We start from the raw sequence: 22,162 nt of genomic DNA, 5'->3' as shown, positions 1-22,162 counted from the left end.
GTGGCTGCGGCTTCATCCATCGAGTGGACCGGCGCTCCTCCTTCACCGTCCCTGTCTTATTTCCCATCCTTCAGCGAAACGAAGTAGCCGGGCTTGTAGTCAAGCGGCAGGAAGCGGGCGTGAAGTTCCTTGAACGTGGCTTCGGGATCGAGATCCTTGAAGAGATCAGGGTGCAGCCACTTGGCGATTTCCTGAATGGCCACGAACTGATAGGGATTGTTATAGAACTGGTGCCAGATGGCGTGGACATTGCCGTCCTTCACGGCCTGGACGCCTGTGAAAGCCGGGCGTTTGGTCAGGTTTTCCAGCTTGCGACGGGCCTCCTTCACATCCGCGCCGTAACCGACGCCGACCCAGTTGCCGCCGGGGACATAACCGTTCCAGTTGCCGCCGGTGATGATGATCTGCTCCGGGTTGGAAGCGATGATCTGCTCAGGATTGACGGTGCCGAAGGTGCCCGGAATAATATCCTTGGCCATGTTGATGCCGCCCGCCAGCTCCACCATCTTGCCAAAATTCTCGTTGCCGAAAGACATGCAGCAATCGTCGGAGTAACCGCCGGCACGCTCCATGAACACAACAGGTTTCTTCGGATTTGCCTTTTCAAGCGTGTCCGTTACCTTCGCGATGGATTCCGCCCGGAACGTGATGAAGTCTTCCGCGATTTTTTCCTTGCCGATCAGCTTGCCCATCAGACGCATGCTCGGCTCGGTGTTTTCCATCGGCTTTTCGCGGAAGTCGACATAGACCAGCGGAATGCCGACCTTTGCGAGCTTTTCGATGTAACCTGCCTCTTCGGTCGCCGTCTTCGCGTCGATGTTCATCAGAATGACGTCGGGCTTCAGGGCAACGGCCTGCTCGACATCGAAGGTGCCATCCTTCATGCCGCCGAAAGTCGGCAGCTTGGCGATATCGGGGTATTTGGCGAGATAGGCGTCGTAGGTTTCCGGATCGGCCTTCGACAGATCGTCACGCCAGCCGACCACGTGCTGGAAAGGGTTTTCCTTGTCGAGCGCCGCCAGGAAGTAAATTTGCCGGCCTTCGCCGAGAATGACGTGCGAAACGGGAACGTTGACTTCGACATCCCGGCCGGTCACATCCTTGACGGTGACCTTTTCGGCCAATGCCGGCCATGCGGCAGATACGAGAAGGCCAAGGGCAAATGCCGCAGATTTGGCTGAGATGCGCATCGGATATTGCTCTCCAGTGTTAACTGGCGCGGCTGTATTATTTTCTGACTGTACTAGTCAACATTTATGTTTTAGAGCCATTCTTAACTGACCGGTACATGAGCTGAAGACCAATGATCGACACCATAGAATATGGCAAAAACGACAGCCTGAGAGACGAAATCAAAGCCTACTGGTCCGGCCGCGCCGCGACTTTCGACCTGTCCCCCGGCCATGAAATTTTCTCCGAAGAGGAGCGAGAGGCGTGGCACGCGCTGATCTTGAAACATCTTGGTCCGGGTGAGGGGCGCAGCGCGCTCGATCTTGCCAGCGGCACCGGCGTCATCTCTCACCTCATGGACGATCTGGGATTTCAGGTTACCGGCATGGACTGGTCCGAAACAATGCTGGCGCTTGCCCGTGAAAAAGCAAAAAGCCGTGGGCGTAGCATCCGTTTCTTCGTCGGCGATGCCGAAAACACGATGGAGCCGGATGAGAGCGCCGATGTCATCATCACCCGCCATCTGGTCTGGACGCTGGTCGATCCACGGGCAAGTTTCGCGGAGTGGTTCCGAGTGCTGAAACCGGGTGGACGCCTGCTGATCGTGGATGGCGATTTCGTCAATACTAGCTGGCGCGAAAAACTGGTAAAGAAACTTGCGGCAGGTCTCGAAGGCTTGGGATTGGTCAAACAGGATCAGCCGCACAAGCCAGCGGATCCGGAAAATACCTTCACCAGCATCCTGTCGCGTGTCTATTTTTCAAACGGTGCGAGAGCCGGCGAAGTTGCAGCGCTTCTGCGACAGACGGGTTTCGAACCTGTTGCAATCGATCAGGAACTCCAGGCCATTCACCGCGCCCAGGCGAAAAATTTCAGCCTGCTGAAAGGTATACTCCGGGGACTGCAGCATCGTTATGCAGTCTGCGCGGTGAAGCCGGGCATCACAGGCAAAACCTGAGGCTCCGTCTGTGTCCTCAGGCCAGATTGTGAGATCCAGAGCGTCAAGTCCCTGACCGTAGAAGACTGTCTTCTGATGACCAATGCGCAACGGTGACTGGGGGGCGGATCATTCCCTGCCCTGTTGCACGGACTGACCGGCACCTCATTTTTCCGCGCGCTCGAAAAGTTCCTCGAAGCGCGGTTTTGCCCGAGCTGGCATATCGACCGTCCGGTAGCTCTGCGGCAGGGTCGCATCGCCGACCTTGATCAGCATGACCATGCCCATGCCATAATGCGGTGAACATTTGATACCGTAGAAACCCGGCTTGTCGAAACCGGTCTCGAATTCATCATTGATCCGGCTTTTGAAACCTTCCACACCTTCAGGAACCATCCCCTCAACGGTCGCGGCATTGTGACTCTTGTGGGTCGGCACGAAGCGTACGCGATCACCGGCGGTGATCTCCAGAAAATCGGGCTCGAACACCATTGGGCCCTTCTCGCCCCTATTCAGCATTTTCACCTCGAAGGTTTCTGCCGAGGCATGTGCGGATAAACCCGACCCCATGAGGAGGGCAACGCCTGCAACTCTTGCAAGCCTCAGCAATTTCATCATGCCATGACCTTTCTTGCATGATCGGCCCGTCCGTGGGCCGGCAGAAAACGAATGTGCGAAAAGCCGCTTCCATCAACCGTCGCAACGCATTCCACTCCGAAGACGGACGCTATCGTTGCCGGCGTCAGGACTTCGCGCGGCGCGCCGATGGCGATCATCTCACCGCGATGCATAATGGCGACGCGGTCGCAAAACATGGCGGCGTGATTGAGATCATGAAGGGCCGCCACAACGGTCAATCCCTGCCGGCGCACCAGATCGAGCAAGCCGATCTGGTGGCCGATGTCGAGGTGATTGGTAGGCTCGTCCAGCAGCAGAATATTGGGCTCCTGCGCCAATGCGCGGGCGATATGCAGTCGCTGGCGCTCACCACCGGAAAGGTGGTGCCAGCTGCGCTCCGCCTTGTCGGCCATGTCGACATTATCGAGCGCGGCCTCGACGATCGCGTCGTCATGCGAAGACCACGCCGAAAGTGGACCGAGATAGGGCGTGCGCCCCAATTCCACCGCCTGTCGTGCCGTGATGCGCTCGGTGGTTTCGGCCTGCTGCTCCACAAAAGCCAGCCGGCGAGCGAGTTCACGCCGTCCGAGGGAGGCGAGCGGATCGCCGCCGAGCATGACGTGACCCTGGCGCGGCTTGCGGATGCCGGCCAGCATGGAGAGCAGCGTGCTTTTACCGGACCCATTCGGGCCGATTATGCCGAGAAACTCTCCGGAGCCGACATCGAGCGAGACACCGCGTACGATGTCGATATTGCCTGCGCGAAATTTCAGGTCATGAGCGGATAGCTTCACGAACGTCCCCTCTTCTGTCCGAGGATGAAGGCGAAGGCGGGCGCGCCGACGAGCGCGGTGATAACGCCGATGGGCAGCACCTGCCCGGGAATGACGATGCGGGAGAGAATATCGGCGATGATCATGAATACCGCACCGGTCAATGCTGTCACCGGCAGCAGCAGCCCATGGCGGACGCCGACGAAGATGCGTGCCGCGTGGGGAATGACGAGGCCGACAAAGCCGATGGACCCGACCAGCGAGACCATCACCGCCGTCATGATCGCCGAAACCGAGATCAGTACTGCATAGGTCCGCCGCACCGGAATGCCGAGCGAGGCGGCCGCCTGCCCGCCGAAGGCGAAAGCATCAAGCGCCCGGGCGTGCCAGAGGCAAACCGCAAGACCGGCAACACTGACCGGCAGGGCCAGCCACACATCCGGCCAGCGCACGCCCGAGAGGTTCCCCAGCAGCCAGAACATGATACCGCGCGCCTGTTCGGCATTGGCGGATTTGGTGACGATGAAGGACGTCATGGCATTGAACAGTTGCGAACCGGCCACCCCGGCCAGGATGATGGCACTGTTGCCGTGCCCTGCACGCACCGCCAGAAGACTGACAAGCGAGAATGCGACGAAGGCACCGATCAGTGCCCCCGCCGGCATTGTCAGAAAGCCCGCCCCAAAGCCGAGAAGGGCCACGCCCACCGCTCCGGTGGAGGCCCCCGCGGAAATACCGAGAATATAGGGGTCGGCAAGCGGGTTGCGCAGCAGCGATTGCAGAACCGCGCCGGCAAGCGCCAGCGAAGCCCCGCAGCAGGCGGCCACGACGGCGCGGCTGAGACGATAGCTCCACACAATTCCCTCATCCAGCGGCTCCAGCGGATAACCGGCGTCAAACACCCGGTTGGCGATGGTTTTCGCCACCACATCGAATGGAATGGCGGTTTCGCCGATGGCCGCCCCGGCCATCAGCGCGCCGAGCAGCAGGGCGAGCGCGGCAAAAACCAGCCCTCCTCTGCCGAGATGGATTGAAAACCCGCTCACTTGGCGAGACCGGCAGCCGAAATTGCCTCAGCCAGCGTTTCAATGCCTTCGATCGTCCGGATGGTCGGGTTCATCGCCTGGGCATCCATCTCGAAGACGTGACCTTCCTTGACAGCTGGCATGATGCTGGCCACGGGATCGGTGGCGAGGAATTTCTGCTTGACGGCGATGTCGTCAGCCGGGAAACGGCGGCGGTCCATCTTTCCGGCCACAATCACCGAAGGATTGGTCTTGGCGATGGTTTCCCAACCGACCGTTGGCCATTCTTCGTCGCTCTCGATCACATTCTTCAGGCCGAGCGCCGACATGATGTAGCCGGGCGCGCCATTGCGGCCCGCCACATAGGGATCGATATCCAGTTCCGCGCTGGAGAACCAGAACACGGCGGAAAGCTTGCCGTTTGCGGAAGCAATCTTCGCGCGGGCAGCCTCTTCCCTTTTCTTGAGATCATTGACCACTTCTTCGCCGCGATCCTGGACGTTGAAAATCTGCGCAAGGTCGCGGATTTCCTGATAGATCAAATCCATTGTGAAGCCGGTCTTGCGCACGCCGTCGCCGCCCCCGGAATTGTCCTTGCCCACGCAATCTGCCGGCGAGGTGTAAACAGGAATGCCGAGTTCGGCGAATTGCGCCGGCGTACCGACAACGCCCTCGGGGCCGATCTGCCACTGGAACTGTGTTGTGACGAGGTCCGGCCTCTTTCCGACGACGGCCTCGAAGCTTGGATCATTGTCGGCCAGACGCTCCACCCTGGAATTGGCCTGCTCATAGCCCGCAAGGACCGGGCCGATCCACAGGGCCGTGCCAACGACCTTGTCGGCCAGCCCGAGCAGATAAAGAACCTCAGTCGTGCTCTGGCCGACGGAGACGGCGCGGGCGGGCGGCTGCTTGAAAGTGATGTCGTGACCGCAGCTTTTGATTGTCAAGGGATATACCGTTTCCGCAGCATTGGCGGTGGCGGCGGGCAGAACTGCAAGCGTAGCAGCGAGAAAGCCGGCGCGGACCGGCAGGCGTCCAGAATGAAACATGTGTTCTCCAATCGAAATGAAATCGCTTGTTCCAGAGCAGCGGCGTCAGAGCGCGCAGCAACCACGGAACGTCTTGTACGGAGAACGGTAACAGGACGCAAACCAAATGTTATGAAATAACATTACAATCTCCTCTTCCGGGCTTCCCCGCCCGTAACGATGGTTTATATTTTGACGGCAGGTCTCCTGACTCACGGATTTGCGCCTTTCATCTGCCTTCCCGCATTCCGGAGAATGCAGTGGCATGACGCCATCTGCGTCACGAGGATGAGCGGCAATCCGCTTACAGTTGCGGGGGCAGCCACGGCATTGGGCGATAATCATCACCCGCACCGTGTTCCCTATTAATCCCTTCGCCTTTCGGCTGCAGGAACCGTCGCTTTCTCACATAAGGGTCAAGGGGCAGTGCGTCAATCATCAAAGCATGTTTCTAGCGCAGCGGAACGCATCGCGTCGGGCGACGCCCGAAACAGGACCACCACATAATCAGTCGAATTGAGGCGGTTCAAAACTGCGCTTCAGCACAGCGATGGACCCGCAAGGGCGAAAATCCTCGCCGGACCCGAACCCGCAGGCTGCGGCGCCTGTTTCGACATGGTGGTAAGAGTTTCGATCACGACCAGGCCGGATTGCGTCAGAAAATCGGTCAATACGCTCTGGTCTTGCACGGCATCCAGACGGACGAGCTGATCGTCCAGATCGGCAAAATGCCGACTCACCAGCGCGACCGCATCTTTCTCCTCAACTGCGACGACCGGACCGACGATGTGACCTCGCCCGGCCGCCCGCCGCAGCGCGAAAGCCACCAGACGATCGACCTCGAAAAGGCCATAGCCAGTATTGTCGCGCAGAAGACGTTGCAGCACGCCCCGCCTCGATACGCCCAAAGCCACCCGGTCAATCGTCACGACCGCCGACAAATGATCTTCCGAGAGGGGCTCGATCCGTTGCTTTCTGCCAAGCCCCGGTGTCTGCACGGGGGAGCGCGCCCTGCCCCTGAACAACTGCACCTTTTCCGCATCTCCGGAAAAGCCGAGCCCTGCAAAAAGACGACGTGACACGCCCGTGGCGTTCAGCCGCAAGACGGTTGCCGGGTATTTTGCCAGAAGCTGCCGCACCAGCCAGGGCGCCACGCCACGCCCCTGCAGACGTGGCGATACGATGACCATGCCGAGCGTCGCGAAACCCTGATCATAGGGAAAGAGCATCGCTGTCGCGACAACACGGTCGATCTCGTCCAGCGCAGCGAGACCGACACCGCATTGCCTCAGGAAACACCATTCATTGGCGTGATAGCGCCATCCGACCGCCATGGAGAGGGCGTGCAGACGATCTGCCTCCACATCGGCAATATCCACGGTCCGCAACTCGAAACTATCGACTTTGAGCAGCTCCATCGCAAACGGCTCTCACTCCCTCCAGCGCGGGGAACCAGCGTTCCCGGCGTCCAAGCCATGACGTCCGAGGATAACGAGCCATGCCAGCACGAATTTTCTGAAAGCACTGGAAGGACACAACAATCTACCGAAATACCTCGCTTTTCAGCAGATAAACGCCTTCGGCCGTTCTAAGCTTTTGCAATGAGCAATGCGGCCATCATAACGGGCCAATGGGGACGACCATGAACGCAATCGAAATCCTTGAGCGTCTCGTCGCCTTTCCGTCAGTGGTGGGAACGGCCAATGGCGACATTGCCGGATGGATTGCCGAATATTTGGAAAGCCATGGCGCAAGAGTATCCGTGATTCCGGGGCCGGAGGGAGACCGCGCCAATCTCTTCGCCACCTTCGGACCGGCCGATCGGGCCGGTTACATTCTGTCCGGCCACATGGATGTGGTACCCGCCGGAGAACCGGAATGGTCTTCCGATCCTTTCCGGCTGAGAACGGAAAACGACAGGCTTTACGGACGCGGGACGACCGACATGAAAGGTTTTCTGGCAACCGTCCTCGCCGCAGCCCCTGCCTATTCGCGCATGACGCTTCAGCGCCCCGTGCATATCGCCTTTTCCTACGACGAGGAGGCAGGTTGCCGCGGTGTTCCCCATCTCATCGCGCGCCTGCCGGAACTGTGCGCGCCACCGGCGGGCGCCATTATCGGCGAGCCCAGCAATTTGCGTTCCGTGCGTGCCCACAAGGGAAAAGCCGCGGCGCGGGTCAGCATCCGTGGCAGGTCAGGCCATTCTTCACGGCCCGATCAGGGAGTGAACGCCATTCATCTGATGGCAGGCATCATCGCGACGGCGGTGGAGGCGGCAGACGCGTTGACCCGGGGTCCTTTAGAGAAGACCTTCGAGCCGCCCTACTCTTCCCTGCAGATCGGTACCGTCAACGGCGGACAGGCGATCAATATCATTCCCGATCAATGCGCCATCGAACTGGAGGCAAGGGCTATTTCAGGTGTCTCGCCAATCGACCTGCTGGAGCCGGTACGACGTAGCGTGGAGGCGCTCACCGCGACAGGTGTCGATATCGAATGGCTGCCGATGAGCGCCTATCCGGCGCTGTCGCTTCTCGCCGAGGCCCCGCTTGCCTCGCTTTTGGAGGAACTGACCGGCACTCCCGGTCTCGCGGCCGTCAGCTATGGCACGGAGGCCGGGCTCTTTCAGGCTGCGGGCATCGACGCCATCATCTGCGGCCCCGGCGATATCGGCCGCGCCCATAAACCGGACGAATTCATAACAGCGGGCGAACTTTCCGCCTGCCAGTCGATGCTGGAAATGCTCGGCCGGCGCTGCACGGCATGAACCCTCGAGACCACGGATCAGATGACATTTCTCTTTAACTCCGACGCCAGACGCGGCGAAATCTTCCGGCAGGCCCTGGCTGACGAATTGCCGGATCTCCCCTTCGCAATGGATGCCTCCAAGGTCGATCCCGATGCAGTCCGTTACCTCATCACCTGGACGGTGCCGGAGGATATAGCGCGTTATCGTAACCTCGAAATCCTCTTTTCGATCGGGGCCGGTGTGGACCAGTTTCATATCGATACGGTCCCGCAGACGGTGAAAGTCGTACGCATGGTGGATGAGGGGATCATCCGCATGATGCAGGAATACATCTGCCTCGGCGTGCTCGCCCTTCACCGCAATCTCCCCGCCTATCTGAAACAGCAGCGGCAGCAGTTGTGGAAGGCGCTGCCGCAACGGCAGGCAGAAGACTGCCGGATTGGCGTTCTTGGCCTCGGCATGCTGGGCGTCGCAGCGCTGGAGCGGTTAAGAACTTTCGGCTTTCCGCTCGCCGGCTGGAGCCGGTCGCCGCGCGAGATCGATGGCGTCACCTGTCACCATGGCGATGACGGGCTGAAAGCCATACTCTCTACCAGCGACATCCTCATCTGCCTGCTGCCGCTGACGGACGAGACCACCGGACTTCTCAACGCCCAGCGCCTGAGCCTTTTACCCGATGGCGCGGGACTTGTTCACGCCGGACGTGGCAGACAGCTCGATCACGGCGCACTCCTCGATGCGCTTGATAAAGGCCGGCTCTCGGGTGCAGTGGTCGACGTTACGGACCCCGAACCGTTGCCCGAAGACCATCCTTTCTGGACCCACCCCAAAATTCTTCTGACGCCGCATATCGCCAGCGTCACTCAGCCCCATTCCGCGGCACGCACCGTTGTCGAAAACATCAAACGTCACGAGTCCGGTCTTCAACCGCTCGGCCTTGTCGACCGCCGCCGCGGATATTGATCATCACGCCTGTTTCAGAAAGGAAAATCCATGCCGCTTCTCAAGCCCATCGATACCAACCCCGATTTCGAGCCCAAGGCCTCCAAGGCGCTGCCAGAACGCCTCATTGCAGGCGACCCGTCGTTCAAGACCTGGGCGCTTGACGAAGCTCGCGACGGAACCGTGAAGACAGGCATTTGGGAAGCGACACCGGGGGAAAGCCGTTCCATCAAAGGTGAGACCTTCGAGTTCTGCCATATTCTGGCCGGCGTCATCGAAATCACCCCTGATGGCGGCGAACCGCAGCGTTATACGGCGGGCGACAGTTTCGTAATGAAACCCGGTTTCGTCGGCGTCTGGAAGACCATCGAGACGGTGCGCAAAATCTACGTCACAGTGAACGGATGAGGCGTATCTCGCCGGTTTTCCAGGTTGCCGGCGATGACGGGAACCGGCGAGAGGCCGCAGACAGCACGCACCAAAGATTGCGCTGTCTGGCAACGGTAAAACGGGATTTTCGTTCACTGCCACGGCTGCAGTCGGTCGATTTCGCTTGCCGACAGGAATTAGCTTTGAGGGCATATTCAAAGGGGATTTCACATGACGCTCAGCTTCGATCCAGACAGCCTGTCCCTGCCAATCGGCCACTTCATCGGCAACCGGCTCGTCACCGCTGAAAACGGTATCGACATGCACCGCCCATCGGATGGGGCCCCATATGCCGGGTGCCCGAAGGCGGATGCAGCCCTGGTGGATGAAGCGGTGCAAACGGCCAAGGCCGCACTGAAAAGCAGCAACTGGGGCGGGGTGCGCCCGCGCGAGCGCACCCGGGTCCTGCAACGCTGGGCTGACCTAATAGAGCAGGAAGCCGAGACGCTGGCAAAGATCGAGGCGCTGTCCTCGACCCGGCCGGTGGGCCAACTGATCGCCGGCGATATCGCCGTGACCGCCGAGCAAATCCGCTTCTTCGCCGAATTCGCCGACAAGGAAGGCGGCGATCTGGTGCCGACCGACGACACGAGCCTCGGCATGATCATGACGGAGCCCTATGGCGTGGTGGGTGCGATTACACCGTGGAATTTTCCGGTGTCCATGGCTGGCTGGAAGCTTGGCCCGGCGCTTGCGGCAGGCAATGCCGTGGTGCTGAAACCTTCGGAGATGACGCCCTTCTCCAGTATTTTCATGGCGCAGCTGGCGATCAAGGCCGGGTTACCGGCCGGCCTCATCAACATCGTGCTGGGCGACGGTCCCGTCACGGGCAACGCCATCACCGGCCATCCCGAGATTTCCAAGGTGAGCTTCACCGGCTCCACCGCCGCGGGAGCCGCCATCATGGCCAATATCGCCCGTACAGGGATCAAGCCCATGACGCTGGAACTTGGTGGCAAGAGCCCACAGATTGTCTTCGCCGATGCGGATATCGAAAAGGCGGCGACGGCCATCGCCGGCAATATTCTCTCCAATGCCGGGCAGGCCTGTGTGGCCGGCTCGCGCATCCTCGTGGAGGACAGTGCGGCAGATGCCCTCTCCGCCGCAATCATCGCCCGCATGAAGGCGGTGAAGCCCGGGCCCACCTGGGACGAGGCAACGCAATATTCGCCTATTATCTCCGAGGTGCAGCGCAAGCGCATCGACGGTATCGTGCAGGCGGCGGTCTCCCATGGCGGCCAATGCCTCACCGGCGGCGCGATCATGGACGGCCCCGGCTATTTCTACCAGCCGACACTGATCGCAAACGTCGACCAGACCTCCCCCGCCGTGACCGAGGAAATCTTCGGGCCGGTGCTGACGCTGCAGACCTTCCGCACGGAAGAAGAGGCTCTTTCGCTTTCCGATCATCCGACCTACGGTCTGGCGGCGGGTCTTTTCAGCCGTGACGTCTCACGCGTCATGCGCCTGTCCCGCGCCATCCAGGCGGGTACGATCTGGGTCAACCGTTACGGCCGCTCGCGCGACCACATTCTGCCTACCGGCGGCTACAAACGTTCCGGCATCGGCAAGGATCTCGGACGGGAAGCCTATCTCGCCAACCGCAAGAGCAAGAGCGTCCTGATTGGACTGTGACAGGGGAAATTTCTTGAAAACGCATCGCATCGCACTCATTCCCGGCGACGGCATCGGCAAGAGCGTCACTCATGCCGCATGGCAGGTACTCAACGCCGCCGCCAGAACCTCCGGTTTTGCGCTTGAAGGAACGGAGTTCCCCTGGTCCTGCGCGTTCTATCAGGAAACCGGCGCGATGATGCCCAAGGACGGTATTGAGACCCTGCGCGGTTTCGACGCCATACTCCTCGGGGCCGTAGGCTGGCCGGCCGAAGTTCCGGATTCGGTATCTCTGCACGGCCTGCTGCTGCCGATCCGCAAGGCCTTCGTGCAATATGCCAATATCCGACCGCACCGATTGCTTCCCGGTGTCGAAGGTCCGTTGAAGGCCGATGGATTCGATATCCTCTGCATTCGCGAAAATACCGAGGGCGAATATTCCGGCGCCGGTGGCCGGGTGCATCAGGGCACGGACGATGAGGTGGCCGTGGAAACCTCGATCTTCACGCGGACGGGCGTGGAGCGCATCCTGCGTTTCGGCTTCGAACAGGCGCAGAAACGTCGCGGCAAGCTGGCCTCGATCACCAAGTCGAATGCCCAGAAATATTCGATGGTGTTCTGGGATGAGGTAACGCACAGGCTCGCCGCCGAATATCCCGGTGTCGAGGTTTCCAGCTACCACATCGACGCCATGGCGGCGCGCATGGTGATGGCGCCGGAAAGCCTCGATGTCGTCGTCGCCTCCAATCTTTTCGGCGATATTCTGACCGACCTGGGCGCGGCCATTCAGGGCGGTCTCGGATTTGCCGCCTCCGCCAATATCAATCCCGACCGCAGCGCGCCCTCCATGTTCGAGCCGGTGCACGGTTCAGCGCCTGACATCGCCGATCTCGGCATCGCGAACCCAATCGCCGCCATCTGGTCGGGGGCGATGATGCTCGAGCATCTCGGGGAAAAGAATGCCGCGGCTCGGATTATGGCCGCACTGGAAACGACGACCGGCCGGGGTATCGGCACCGTGCCGGGCAGGGATGAGACGGACGCCATAACGGCTGCAGTTCTCGCAGCGCTCGACTGATTTCGGAGACAGATGATGCAAGGTTTGAAGGATAGGGATCTCTTTCGCCAGGCCGGCCTGATCGGCGGCGCATGGAAGGCAGCGGCATCGGGCAAGGCGGTCGACGTGATCGACCCGGCAACGCAGGCAGTCATTGGCAGCGTGCCGGATATGGGCGGAAGGGAAACCCGGGCCGCGGTGGAGGCCGCCGATGCGGCCTTCGGCCCCTGGAGAAAAAAGACCCATGCCGAGCGGGCGGCCCTTCTCGAAAAATGGTTCGCCCTGATGATCGAGCATATGGACGATCTTGCGCTGATCCTGACCACGGAACAGGGCAAGCCGCTTGAGGAGGCGAAGGGAGAAATCCGCTATGGCGCATCCTTCGTCAAATGGTTCGCGGAAGAAGCTCGCCGTATTGGCGGCAGCACCATCCCTTCACCGACACCGGACCGGCGCATTGTGGTGCTGAAAGAACCGGTCGGCGTCTGCGGCATCGTCACCCCATGGAACTTCCCGAACGCGATGATCACGCGCAAGGTGGCACCCGCGCTTGCCGCCGGCTGCACCGTCGTCATCAAGCCTTCCGAATTCACGCCCTATTCGGCACTGGCGCTCGGTGTTCTCGCCGAACGGGCCGGCATTCCCGCTGGCGTCATCAACATCGTGACGGGCATGCCGACCGATATCGGCAACGAAATCATGGCGAATGAGACGGTGCGGAAAATTTCCTTCACGGGCTCAACCCGCGTTGGCTCACTCCTGATGCGAGGCGCTGCCGACAGTGTAAAGCGGCTCTCGCTGGAACTGGGCGGCAACGCGCCCTTCATCGTTTTCGACGATGCCGATCTCGATCTGGCCGTGGAAGGCGCGCTCGTTTCGAAGTTCCGCAATGGTGGGCAGACCTGCGTCTGCGCCAACCGCATTCTCGTTCAGGCAGGCGTTTATGACGCCTTTGCAAAAAAACTGGCGGATCGCGTTGATGCCATGCGGGTCGGTCCCGGCACGGAGGCCGGTGTGGCCATCGGCCCGATGATCAATGAGCCGGCCATAGCGAAGATCCGCGCCCATGTGGAAGATGCCGTGGCCAAAGGTGCGAAGATCATCACCAGACCCCGCCCTCTACCGCAAGGTCCGCAATACACCGCCCCCATTGTGCTGACCGGCGCAACGACCGGCATGCGTCTGGCAAGCGAAGAGACCTTCGGCCCGGTCGCTCCCCTCTTCCGTTTTGAGACGGAAGAAGAGGCGATCGCCATCGCCAACGGCACCCCGTTTGGGCTTGCGGCCTATTTCTACACTGAAAGCCTCAGACGCGCCTGGCGCGTGGGTGAAGCGCTGGAATTCGGAATGGTGGGCCTCAACACCGGCGCGATTTCCACCGAGGTAGCGCCTTTTGGCGGGGTCAAGCAATCCGGCCTTGGCCGCGAAGGCGCGCAGGTCGGCATCGAAGAATATCTGGAAATAAAGACGTTCCATATCGGCGGACTTGCCTGATACTTCTTTCCCATCCCCGACTAAAGGGTCGCCCAGCGACCCTTCTTTTTTTGAAGATCGACAAGAAACGAGATGCCTGTGCGGAATGGAAGCGCGGCCCGAATGAGCGCCTTCTTCAGTGGGCCGCGTCGATCATCGCGATCCAGCCGGCGGCCCGGCGGGCGGCTTCGGCCAGGACGGGTTTCGGAGCCTTATACCACTCATTTTCCGGCAGTTCTCGTTTCAGACGAACGAAGCTTATCGCGTCGCCCAGGGTCGGAAACTCCGCTGGCAGTGTGAGATGGAGGAAGAGCGCGACGACGGCGACGGAGCGGGAACGACCGCCCCGGCAATTTATGAGCACATTGCCGCGCTCCCGGCGGGGGTAAGATGGTTTTTCCGGCAGAATCTGCTCCAGCGCCGCCCGCAGAATATAATGGGCTGCCACCATCTGGGTATCAGGATTTCCGGCCCCGTCGATCAGACCGATCTTGTAATATCGGATTTCGCCCGGCCCATAGACGCTGCCTTCATGATCTGAAACCACATCGGACTGTTCCACGAAATTGAAGTCCAGATTGACGGCGCAATTGACTACGGTGGTAATGCCGTTCTGACGCAGAAGATTGAGGTCGCTCGCACCCTCTTTGCCCGAAATGAAGAGATCGACACCATAAAGCGGATGCCGTTCATAGATGCGGCTGAGCTTCGGCAGTTCGCCGCTCTCCTGCTCTCGGGCTATGGTCTGTTGCGGTTGCGGCATGTCATGTCTCCCGGCACCGGTACGGCAGCCATCATATCTTTGCTTTTTCAGTTTTCTGCGGCGGTTGGCCCGTGTTGCACCGACGTCTTGGCGCTGCGGCTTGCGGATATGGCTCGTGCCACCCACTGCAATGTCGGATAGTTGGCCCCCTCACCCGTGGCTATATAACCCGGGCAAAGGAATTCGGCGGCGCCTTCCGCCACCTTTCCAAGAGTGAGAGGTTCATAGGTGCCGCCGGCATTTTTGAGAATGAGGATGGCGGCTGCCACATCCCAGGCGTTGACGCCGAAACCAGCGGCCGCATCCGTCCAGCCCGCCGCGACGTGAGCAATGCTGAGCGCAGCGCTGCCGGGCCGGCGCAATGTAGAAAAGGTCTCAGTAAGAGTACCGAAATTGGCCAGCGCCGCTTCCCGCCCATCCAGCCGGAAATCGCGCGAGACGGGATAGCCGGTGATGAGCGTCGCCCGTGTCTCGTCCGAGACGCTACGCGAACGCAGCCTTTCGCCGTTCACATAAGATGCCTGGACATCGGCCGAAAACATCTGCTCCGCGACAGGGTCATAAACCACGCCGGCAACAACCTTCCCGTCGATAACGGCGGCAATGGACACGCACCAGAAGGCAAGGCCGCGGGCGAAATTTGCCGTGCCGTCGATGGGGTCGACATACCATTGCACCTCACCGCTACCGATCTGGCCGCCCTCCTCACCCATGATGGCCGAGTTGGGTTCCCGTTCGAGAATGATGGTGCGAATGGCGGCCTCGGCGCGCTTGTCGTGAATAGTCACGATATCATGGAGATCGACCTTGTAGTCCACCGTCATATCCGATCGGAATGCCGCAAGCAGGGGATCGCGCACGGCACGCGCCGCTGTTTCGGCGATTTTCATCAACCGCACGGAGCGGGAAAAAGCGCCCTCATCTCCAGGATTTCGTTCGCTCAATGAGGTCTGCATCGGCATGTCCATTCCGTTCATTCGCAAAAAGGAGGAGGCGGCGCGGCCAGGACCGCGCCAGCCGGGATTACTTCGTGTAGTTGACGTGCCAGAAATCCTGCCACTCCTCGCGCCGATCGAAATCATCGAGACCCGTAGCAGAATTGTATCCCATCAGCCGGTCGGCAACCTTCATCAGCCCCGAAGGCTCATCATCCGGCATCTTGATGTCGGTATTGGTCGGCAGCTTACCGTCCTTCATCTGCGGGGCGATGCCCTCTTCCGTCAGGATATAGTGGATAAAGAGCTTGGCCGTGTTCGGGCTTTTGGTCTTGGAGGCCATCAGGCCGAGCTTGATATAGGTCCAGCCGACCCAGGGATCGAGGTCGGTGCAGAGGCCGAGCTTGTAGCCCTTGTCGGCATTGTCGCGAAATTTGGCTGAACTTAGCAGGCCGAAGAAGGGCTGGTTCTGGCCGGGCGCGCCGACCGCTTCCGCAACCGGGTCGTCGCCGTCGGTGGCGAGCGGGCCATTCGCAGCCAGCGCCTTTATCCACGCAGCTGCCGCACTCTTTTCCTCCGTCTCCCTGCCGAAATGAGCCTTATAGGCCGCCGCTATCTTTTCATTACCGTGGGCTTCAAGCTGGTTGAACCAGTCGGTATAGGTGCTCTTGCTGAGCGGATCGACCATGGCGACCTTGCCTTTCCATTTCGGCTCGGTCAGTTCCCAGATATTCGTCACCGGGCATTTGTCATAGGCTTCGGTATTATACGCCCAGACGTTGGCGTTGGTGGAAATGGCCAGTGGGTTTTGAAACTGCGCCGGAATTTTCGAGGTCATGTCGCCCGGCAGGTAATTTTCCACAAAACCCGCCGGCAGAAGCTGGGCAAGTGCGGAGGGCGCATCGGTAATCAACACCACATCCCCCTGCACATTGTTCGACTGGCTTTCGCGGATGATCATCTCCAGCTGGCTATTGGCGGAGACCTTTACGCCCGTCGCCTTCAGCCCGTATTTGGCGCTGAATTTATCCGCCATCTCAACGATCTTGCCGGTGCTGTCATAGATGTTGATCGGCTTCTCCTGCTTTGCCGCCGCAACGACGGCATCGAGATCGAATGGCTCTTCAGCCGCGGCGGCCAGAGCGGAAGCGCCTATAATCATTGCACCTGCGGCCATGGCCGAGGCAGTCCTTAATTTCATTTTTCGCATCGTTTCCCCTCCCAAGGAAAAGACAGGCGGGTTTGCACCCCGCCTTCCGTTTATTTTTTGTAGTTCACACGCCAGAAATCCTGCCAGCCTTCGCGCTTGTCGAGATCGTCGGCCGCCGTTGCTGCGTCGAAAGCCATCAGCTCATCGAGATGATCGGCGACCCTCGAAGGCTCATCCGCCGGCAGGGCGATTTTCATATTGCCGGAAAGCTTGCCGTCAGCGGTCTGAGGCGCGATGCCTTCTTCCGTCATCAGATAATGCAGGAAGAGTTTCGCGGCATTCGGGCTTTTCGTTTGCCCGGCAATCAGGCCGAAACCGGGATAGAGGAATCCGGAAAATGGCTTTACACCGCTGCAAAGACCGAGCTTCAGCCCCTTGGCTTCATTGTCACGATACTTCGCGACCGAGGTGATGACGAAGAAGGGATCGGTCTGTCCCGGAGCACCGGCAGCGTCCGCCACCGAACTGGAATCCGTCAAGAGCGGCGCATTTTCGGCAAAGGCTTTCACCCAGGCAGCCGTTGCGCTTTTTTCGCCCGTTTCCAGCTTCTTGCCGTAGAGGTCCTCGTAGGCTTTGGCGACATCGGCATCGTGGTGGGTTTCGATTTGGTTGAACCAGTCGGCATAAAGCGGTTTGTCGAATAGATCGAGCATGGCAAGCTTGCCCTTCCAACGCGGCTCCGTTAGCTGCCAGATGTTGGTGACCGGGCATGTGTCGTATTTCTCGGTATTGTAGGTCCAGACATGCGGGTCTGAGACGACCACGAGCGGATCCCGCAGCTTCTGCGGAATATCGCCTTCGATATCAGGCGGCGTCCAGCTGGTAGCGATACCTGCCGGCAGAAGCTCGCCCATGGCGGAGGCAACATCCGTGGCCACGCTCACATCGCCGACGACATTGCCAGCCCGATGTTCGCGGATCATCAACTCGACCTGCGTCGCCTCGTTCACCTTCTTGCCGCTGGCCTGCACGCCATACTTGGCCGTAAACGCCTGCGCGGTATCCACGATCTTACCGGTCACCGCATAAACCGTAATCGGCTTTTCCTTCTTCGCGGCAGCGATGAGCTCATCGAGATTGAAGGCTTCCTGCGCATGCGCGGCCCCGCCAAGTGCCAGCGAGACGCCGAGGCAAAGTGCGGAGGCGGTCCCCCGCCGCCTGCGCTCGTTGCCATTATTATTGCTAGCCATGATCGTCACGAGTTGACCCCCCATTATTTTTTGTAGTTCACACGCCAGAAGTCCTGCCAGGTTTCACGCGCATCCCAGTCTTCAAGACTGGTCGCCATGCTGTAGGGCAGGATGTTATCGAGGACGGCGCCAATACCCGATGGCTCGTCGGCGGGCAGACTTACCTCCCTGTTGGTCGACATCTTGCCGTCGATCGCCTGCGGCGCGATGCCTTCGGCAGTCATGATGTAGTGAATGAAAAGCTTCGCCGCATTCGGGCTGTTCGTGCCCTTGGTGATCAGCCCGACGCCCGGATAGAGCCAGCCGACCCAGGGTTTCAGCTCCTTGCAGAGGCCGAGTTTCGTGCCCTTCTCGGCATTGTCGCGGAACTTGGCCGAGCTGATGAGGCCCATGAAGGGTTCTTTCTGACCGGGAGCACCAACGGCTTCGGCAGCAGCCGCATCGGCGTCGGTCAGAAGCGGAGCATTGGCGGCAAGCGCCTTCACCCAGGCTGCCGTCGCGCTCTTTTCCCCGGTTTCGAGGTCCTTGCCGTAAAGCGCCTTATAGGCCGCTTTCACTTCACCGTCGCCGTGGCTGGCCATCTGGTTGAACCAGTCGACATAGGATGCCTTGCCGAGCGGATCCTGCATCGCCACCTTCCCCTTCCACTTCGGGTCGGTCAGTTCCCAGATATTGGAAACGGGGCATTTGTCGAAGAGTTCGCTATTATAAGCCCAGACATTGGCGCTGGTGACGACGGTCAGCGGGTCCTGATACTCCGGCGGAATATTGCCGGCCATATCCGGCGGCAGCCAGCTTTCGACAAAACCGAGCGGAATAAGCTGCGCCATCGCGGCCGGCGCATCGCTGATGATCGAGACGTCACCCTGAATATTGTTGGCGCGCGCCTCGCGGATGATCATCTCCAGCTGGGCGGAGGCCTTCACCTTCGCGCCCTCAGCGCCGACACCGTATTTCGCGGCGAAGTTCTTCGCCATTTCAACGATCTTTCCCGTGCTGTCATAGACGGTGATCGGTTTTTCCTTTTTCGCCGCCTCGATCAGGGCATTGAGGTCGAAAGGCTCTCCCGCTTTCGCCACGCCGCCAAGCGTTGCGGCAATCGCCGTTGCGCATAAGAGCCGGCTCAGGCCCGCTATTGTCCGCTTCATCCTGCTTCTCCTTCAGCCGTCTCGGCGGCGTTTTCAGTTGTAGGTGCTGTGGCGCAGAACGGCGTCCGCCTCGGTGATCCTCTGCCCCCTGGCATCGAAGGCGTGAAGGGCTTCGGGCGGCACGTGAAAGAACACGCGGTCGCCGCTGTCGATACGCGGCAGGGAGTGGGTGGTCAGGAACAGCGTGTGGTTCTCGCTTCTGAGTTCGAGAATCCAGCTGCCGCCTGTCGGCAGCACGCCGGTCACCGTCATCTCGCCGGCGAAGCTGCCTTGCGGCACATCCTCGGACTTCATCACATAACCCATGGCTTCCGGCCGCATGCCGATTGAGGCAATGCCGCGCAGTTGCGGATAACGGGTTGCGAAATAGGCTTCCGCCCTGCCCGCTATGTCCGACACCCCGGGCTGGCCGAAAGTCAGTATGTTGATCGGCGGGCTGCCGACGAATTCGGCGACGAAACGATTGGCCGGACGGTCGTAGATATCGTTCGGCGTGCCCATCTGCTGCAGCGAGCCTTCGTTCATGACGGCAATGGTGGTGGCAAGTGTCATGGCTTCCCACTGGTCATGCGTCACGAAGACGATGGTCGTCTTGAATTCCTTGTGCAGCCGCTTCAGCTCGGCGCGCATTTCAAGCCGCAGCCGGGCATCCAGATTGGAGAGCGGCTCATCGAGAAGCAGAACGCCCGGATTGACGGCGAGCATGCGGGCAAGCGCCACACGCTGCTGCTGACCACCGGAAAGCTGCGACGGATAGCGGTCGCGATATTTGGCGATGTCAAGCGCCTGCATGACGCGCTCGACACGGGCTTCACGCTCGGCCTTCGGCAGCTTGCGCAGGCGCAGGCCGAAATCGGTATTGCGCTCGATAGTCAGATGCGGCCATAGCGCGTAGCTCTGGAAAACGAGGCCCATTTCACGTTTTTCCGGCGGCACGAAAATGCCTTCGGTCACGGAATCGATCACCCGGTCGCCGACGCGGATCTCTCCGCCCGAGAGGTTTTCGAGGCCAGCTATCATGCGAAGCGTGGTGGTCTTGCCGCAGCCGGAAGGCCCGAGCAGGCACATGAACTCGCCGTCGCGGATTTCGAGATCGAGATCGGAAACCGCATTCGCGGAATTCACGCCGTAGTTTTTCTGCGCACCGCGCAGGTTGATGGTAGGCATCAGCTTCCAAGTCCTTCTGCAAGATTTGTACGGGTCAGCTTCTGGGCCAACAGCGTGCCGAAATAGGCAATGGCGGCGATGATCAGCACCACGGCGTTGGCAGCCTGCGTGTAGTGGTAGTCGACCAGCCGCAGCGAATAGGTGGTCAGAACATCCGTGCTCGGCACGGCGAGGATCACGAAGAGGCTGAGACCCTTGATGCCCGAAATGAAGGGCAGGAGAACCCCGGTCACCAGCGATCCTTTCTGGATCGGGATGACGATCGAGATCATGCGGCGGAACCAACCTGCACCGGCGATCTGGGCAGCCTCTTCCGGGTCCTTTCCAAGCTGCGTCATGGCGGAAATGCCGGCTCGCGAAGCGTAGGGCATCTGGTCAGCGATCAGCGCCAGGATGAGGATCGTCACCGTACCATAGAGCGCCGGCATCGGCCCACGCGGAACGGCAAAGAGCGACAGATAGGCGGCGGCAAAGGCAATGCCGGGCACGAGATAGGGCAGGAACGTCACCTGTCGCAGGTAGACGGACAGGGCACGCACCGGCGTGCGGATGACGACATAACCGACGAGCAGGCCAAGAATGCCCGATGTGAGCGAGGCAAACCCGACGATCATCATCGTGTTTTTTGCGGCAGCCCATAGGTCGGGGCTCAGGAGCACGCCGGTCTGCAAGGCGACGGTGTTGAGGTTGCTGCCAATCCAGTAATCGAGGGTGAAGTTGTCGAACGTGAAGCGGGCCGGCATTTTCATGACCGTCGAGAGCGCCAGGGTCAGAAGCGGCAGGCCGACACTGAGAACGAAGATGGCAGCCGCGAAGCCCGTCGCCGGAAGACGCATCTTGCCGAGACGGCTCTGCCTGTTCATCGAGCCTTTCGAACCAATGGTCACGAAACGGCGGGCTTCGCGAACGAGGCGGGCGTCGATCATGAGCGTGATGATGCCGATGAGCATGATCGAGGCCGCGACGACACCGGCAACACCCGTCTGGCGCGACGCAATGCTGCGGAACAGCGATGTGGAGAGAACCTCGAACTTCACGGGCAGCCCGAGAACATAGGGTACGCCGAACTCGCCAAGGCATTTCGCAAAGATCAGCACCATCGAGGACAATAGCGCCGGGCGCATCAGCGGCAGGATGACCTGCAGGGCGACCTGATAACGATGGGCACCGAGAATGCGGGCGGAATCTTCAAGCTGCGAGTCGAAGCGGCGAAGCGCCGAGCCGAACAGCAGGATGACGAAAGGCGTGTAATGCAGGGCAAGGATGATGGTGATCGGGAAACGCCCGTAAGCCACCCAGTCCGGCGGCGTGAGGCCTATCGCCTCGAACCAGCCGGGCTGGCCGCCGACGGTGCGATTTTTAAACAACGTCGTCCAGGCGAGCGCGAAGGTCCAGGCCGGCAGCATATAGGGCACGATCAAGGCCGTGGCGAACCAGCGGCGGCCGAACATGTCCGTTCTGCTGATAAGCCAGGCAAGAACGGTGCCGATGACGAGCGAAAGCGCAATCGCCCCGAATGCGACGGTCAACGTATTGAAGAGCGGACGCCAGAAAAGATCCGATGCGACGGGCGAAAAAAACGCCCTGTCGAGATAATAAAGCGTGAGATCGCCGACACCCTTGCCGAGGCGCCGTTCGTGGCCGAACTGGACGCGGACGGCATCGAGAATGATCGAAATGATCGGAACGACGATCAGATAGGTGAAAAGCAGAGCCGTCAGAACGCCGATCAGCGTCGTCGGCTCCCTGAGTGCGACCTTGAGACGATACCGCCAGGCCTGCCATGCCGAAGGCGCGGTCGTTGGGGGACTTCCCAGCGCCTCCGCCTTCGTCGATTCGCTTAAAAGAGCCATTCTCTCTCCCCATATGGCCACGCTTTGCCCTCACGCGCCGGCAAACACCTGCCTTCGCGCGACCCGTAGAACAGGCGGCGC

General features: G+C 60.3%; 20 protein-coding genes and 1 riboswitch. Of the genes, 7 read left to right on the top strand and 13 right to left on the bottom strand.

Annotation, left to right across the window (positions count from 1 at the left end; translation table 11 throughout):
- Positions 1 to 56: 56 nt before the first annotated feature.
- Positions 57 to 1,190 carry an ABC transporter substrate-binding protein gene (locus ACZ47E_RS16440; RefSeq protein WP_111813432.1) on the bottom strand — a complete coding sequence of 378 codons (1,134 nt, stop codon included), beginning with the start codon at positions 1,188 to 1,190 and terminating at the stop codon, positions 57 to 59.
- A gap of 113 nt (positions 1,191 to 1,303) precedes the next feature.
- Between ACZ47E_RS16440 and ACZ47E_RS16435 the strand changes: the two genes are divergently transcribed.
- Entirely contained in the window at positions 1,304 to 2,128 is an 825-nt protein-coding gene (locus tag ACZ47E_RS16435) for a class I SAM-dependent methyltransferase (protein WP_112636674.1), read from the top strand.
- A gap of 144 nt (positions 2,129 to 2,272) precedes the next feature.
- Here the strand turns inward: ACZ47E_RS16435 and ACZ47E_RS16430 are convergent, their stop codons facing one another.
- The 5 genes from ACZ47E_RS16430 to ACZ47E_RS16410 form a co-directional block, all read right to left on the bottom strand.
- A complete protein-coding gene (locus ACZ47E_RS16430; RefSeq protein WP_280171049.1) occupies positions 2,273 to 2,725 on the bottom strand; it encodes a pseudoazurin in 453 nt (150 codons plus the stop codon).
- The gene (locus tag ACZ47E_RS16425) at positions 2,722 to 3,519 is read right to left on the bottom strand and encodes an ABC transporter ATP-binding protein (RefSeq protein ID WP_464017045.1); all 798 of its coding nucleotides are present in this window, start codon (positions 3,517 to 3,519) and stop codon (positions 2,722 to 2,724) included. The genes ACZ47E_RS16430 and ACZ47E_RS16425 overlap by 4 nt, the downstream gene beginning before the upstream one ends.
- Entirely contained in the window at positions 3,516 to 4,544 is a 1,029-nt protein-coding gene (locus ACZ47E_RS16420; RefSeq protein WP_037091029.1) for a FecCD family ABC transporter permease, read from the bottom strand. Before ACZ47E_RS16420 ends, ACZ47E_RS16425 begins: the two co-directional genes overlap by 4 nt.
- Positions 4,541 to 5,572: an ABC transporter substrate-binding protein gene (locus ACZ47E_RS16415; RefSeq protein WP_035208484.1), complete on the bottom strand. Its 1,032-nt coding sequence runs from the start codon at positions 5,570 to 5,572 to the stop codon at positions 4,541 to 4,543. Before ACZ47E_RS16415 ends, ACZ47E_RS16420 begins: the two co-directional genes overlap by 4 nt.
- Before the next feature lie 159 nt (positions 5,573 to 5,731).
- A riboswitch (cobalamin riboswitch) is annotated at positions 5,732 to 5,965 on the bottom strand.
- A 125-nt stretch (positions 5,966 to 6,090) separates the two neighbouring features.
- Positions 6,091 to 6,969 (bottom strand): GNAT family N-acetyltransferase, encoded by an 879-nt coding sequence (locus ACZ47E_RS16410; RefSeq protein ID WP_035208482.1) that lies wholly within the window; start codon positions 6,967 to 6,969, stop codon positions 6,091 to 6,093.
- 224 nt (positions 6,970 to 7,193) lie between these two features.
- Between ACZ47E_RS16410 and argE the strand changes: the two genes are divergently transcribed.
- The 6 genes from argE (at position 7,194) to ACZ47E_RS16380 (ending at position 13,836) form a co-directional block, all read left to right on the top strand.
- Complete coding sequence (gene argE / locus ACZ47E_RS16405; RefSeq protein ID WP_464017044.1) at positions 7,194 to 8,318, top strand: acetylornithine deacetylase; 1,125 nt, start codon at positions 7,194 to 7,196, stop codon at positions 8,316 to 8,318.
- 21 nt (positions 8,319 to 8,339) lie between these two features.
- Positions 8,340 to 9,263, top strand: coding sequence for a 2-hydroxyacid dehydrogenase (locus ACZ47E_RS16400; protein WP_142186414.1), 924 nt, complete (start codon positions 8,340 to 8,342; stop codon positions 9,261 to 9,263).
- Between the two features lie 30 nt (positions 9,264 to 9,293).
- Positions 9,294 to 9,650: a cupin domain-containing protein gene (locus ACZ47E_RS16395; RefSeq protein ID WP_004438300.1), complete on the top strand. Its 357-nt coding sequence runs from the start codon at positions 9,294 to 9,296 to the stop codon at positions 9,648 to 9,650.
- A 192-nt stretch (positions 9,651 to 9,842) separates the two neighbouring features.
- Positions 9,843 to 11,306, top strand: coding sequence for an aldehyde dehydrogenase family protein (locus tag ACZ47E_RS16390; protein ID WP_464017043.1), 1,464 nt, complete (start codon positions 9,843 to 9,845; stop codon positions 11,304 to 11,306).
- Between the two features lie 13 nt (positions 11,307 to 11,319).
- Positions 11,320 to 12,363 carry a tartrate dehydrogenase gene (locus ACZ47E_RS16385; protein ID WP_464017042.1) on the top strand — a complete coding sequence of 348 codons (1,044 nt, stop codon included), beginning with the start codon at positions 11,320 to 11,322 and terminating at the stop codon, positions 12,361 to 12,363.
- Positions 12,364 to 12,378: 15 nt separating this feature from the next.
- On the top strand, positions 12,379 to 13,836 hold the full coding sequence (locus ACZ47E_RS16380) for an NAD-dependent succinate-semialdehyde dehydrogenase (protein WP_464017041.1): 1,458 nt from the start codon (positions 12,379 to 12,381) through the stop codon (positions 13,834 to 13,836).
- Positions 13,837 to 13,951: 115 nt separating this feature from the next.
- Here the strand turns inward: ACZ47E_RS16380 and ACZ47E_RS16375 are convergent, their stop codons facing one another.
- The 7 genes from ACZ47E_RS16375 to ACZ47E_RS16345 form a co-directional block, all read right to left on the bottom strand.
- The gene (locus ACZ47E_RS16375; RefSeq protein ID WP_044459940.1) at positions 13,952 to 14,578 is read right to left on the bottom strand and encodes a dual specificity protein phosphatase family protein; all 627 of its coding nucleotides are present in this window, start codon (positions 14,576 to 14,578) and stop codon (positions 13,952 to 13,954) included.
- Between the two features lie 47 nt (positions 14,579 to 14,625).
- Positions 14,626 to 15,540 carry an inositol monophosphatase family protein gene (locus ACZ47E_RS16370; RefSeq protein WP_443340975.1) on the bottom strand — a complete coding sequence of 305 codons (915 nt, stop codon included), beginning with the start codon at positions 15,538 to 15,540 and terminating at the stop codon, positions 14,626 to 14,628.
- A gap of 61 nt (positions 15,541 to 15,601) precedes the next feature.
- Positions 15,602 to 16,690 carry an ABC transporter substrate-binding protein gene (locus tag ACZ47E_RS16365; protein WP_464017040.1) on the bottom strand — a complete coding sequence of 363 codons (1,089 nt, stop codon included), beginning with the start codon at positions 16,688 to 16,690 and terminating at the stop codon, positions 15,602 to 15,604.
- Between the two features lie 83 nt (positions 16,691 to 16,773).
- Positions 16,774 to 17,913 carry an ABC transporter substrate-binding protein gene (locus ACZ47E_RS16360; protein WP_142186410.1) on the bottom strand — a complete coding sequence of 380 codons (1,140 nt, stop codon included), beginning with the start codon at positions 17,911 to 17,913 and terminating at the stop codon, positions 16,774 to 16,776.
- A gap of 23 nt (positions 17,914 to 17,936) precedes the next feature.
- On the bottom strand, positions 17,937 to 19,061 hold the full coding sequence (locus ACZ47E_RS16355; protein ID WP_086132794.1) for an ABC transporter substrate-binding protein: 1,125 nt from the start codon (positions 19,059 to 19,061) through the stop codon (positions 17,937 to 17,939).
- Positions 19,062 to 19,094: 33 nt separating this feature from the next.
- Positions 19,095 to 20,228, bottom strand: a complete 1,134-nt coding sequence (locus ACZ47E_RS16350; RefSeq protein WP_464017039.1) for an ABC transporter ATP-binding protein — start codon at positions 20,226 to 20,228, stop codon at positions 19,095 to 19,097.
- Positions 20,228 to 22,081 carry an ABC transporter permease gene (locus ACZ47E_RS16345; RefSeq protein WP_464017038.1) on the bottom strand — a complete coding sequence of 618 codons (1,854 nt, stop codon included), beginning with the start codon at positions 22,079 to 22,081 and terminating at the stop codon, positions 20,228 to 20,230. The genes ACZ47E_RS16350 and ACZ47E_RS16345 overlap by 1 nt, the downstream gene beginning before the upstream one ends.
- Positions 22,082 to 22,162 lie beyond the last annotated feature (81 nt).

This window comes from Agrobacterium sp. 5Ca39 (assembly GCF_055382365.1).
This window is presented reverse-complemented; position numbering and strand designations above follow the sequence as displayed.

What these genes read in the sequence shown, in the direction of transcription:
- ACZ47E_RS16410 (WP_035208482.1), bottom strand. Translation starts at nt 6,969, where the DNA reads ATGGAGCTGCTCAAAGTCGATAGTTTCGAGTTGCGGACCGTGGATATT.
- argE (WP_464017044.1), top strand. Translation starts at nt 7,194, where the DNA reads ATGAACGCAATCGAAATCCTTGAGCGTCTCGTCGCCTTTCCGTCAGTG.
- ACZ47E_RS16380 (WP_464017041.1), top strand. Translation starts at nt 12,379, where the DNA reads ATGCAAGGTTTGAAGGATAGGGATCTCTTTCGCCAGGCCGGCCTGATC.
- ACZ47E_RS16440 (WP_111813432.1), bottom strand. Translation starts at nt 1,190, where the DNA reads ATGCGCATCTCAGCCAAATCTGCGGCATTTGCCCTTGGCCTTCTCGTA.
- ACZ47E_RS16435 (WP_112636674.1), top strand. Translation starts at nt 1,304, where the DNA reads ATGATCGACACCATAGAATATGGCAAAAACGACAGCCTGAGAGACGAA.
- ACZ47E_RS16360 (WP_142186410.1), bottom strand. Translation starts at nt 17,913, where the DNA reads ATGGCTAGCAATAATAATGGCAACGAGCGCAGGCGGCGGGGGACCGCC.
- ACZ47E_RS16415 (WP_035208484.1), bottom strand. Translation starts at nt 5,572, where the DNA reads ATGTTTCATTCTGGACGCCTGCCGGTCCGCGCCGGCTTTCTCGCTGCT.
- ACZ47E_RS16400 (WP_142186414.1), top strand. Translation starts at nt 8,340, where the DNA reads ATGACATTTCTCTTTAACTCCGACGCCAGACGCGGCGAAATCTTCCGG.
- ACZ47E_RS16395 (WP_004438300.1), top strand. Translation starts at nt 9,294, where the DNA reads ATGCCGCTTCTCAAGCCCATCGATACCAACCCCGATTTCGAGCCCAAG.
- ACZ47E_RS16350 (WP_464017039.1), bottom strand. Translation starts at nt 20,228, where the DNA reads ATGCCTACCATCAACCTGCGCGGTGCGCAGAAAAACTACGGCGTGAAT.
- ACZ47E_RS16375 (WP_044459940.1), bottom strand. Translation starts at nt 14,578, where the DNA reads ATGCCGCAACCGCAACAGACCATAGCCCGAGAGCAGGAGAGCGGCGAA.
- ACZ47E_RS16370 (WP_443340975.1), bottom strand. Translation starts at nt 15,540, where the DNA reads ATGCCGATGCAGACCTCATTGAGCGAACGAAATCCTGGAGATGAGGGC.
- ACZ47E_RS16365 (WP_464017040.1), bottom strand. Translation starts at nt 16,690, where the DNA reads ATGGCCGCAGGTGCAATGATTATAGGCGCTTCCGCTCTGGCCGCCGCG.
- ACZ47E_RS16345 (WP_464017038.1), bottom strand. Translation starts at nt 22,081, where the DNA reads ATGGCTCTTTTAAGCGAATCGACGAAGGCGGAGGCGCTGGGAAGTCCC.
- ACZ47E_RS16390 (WP_464017043.1), top strand. Translation starts at nt 9,843, where the DNA reads ATGACGCTCAGCTTCGATCCAGACAGCCTGTCCCTGCCAATCGGCCAC.
- ACZ47E_RS16355 (WP_086132794.1), bottom strand. Translation starts at nt 19,061, where the DNA reads ATGAAGCGGACAATAGCGGGCCTGAGCCGGCTCTTATGCGCAACGGCG.
- ACZ47E_RS16430 (WP_280171049.1), bottom strand. Translation starts at nt 2,725, where the DNA reads ATGATGAAATTGCTGAGGCTTGCAAGAGTTGCAGGCGTTGCCCTCCTC.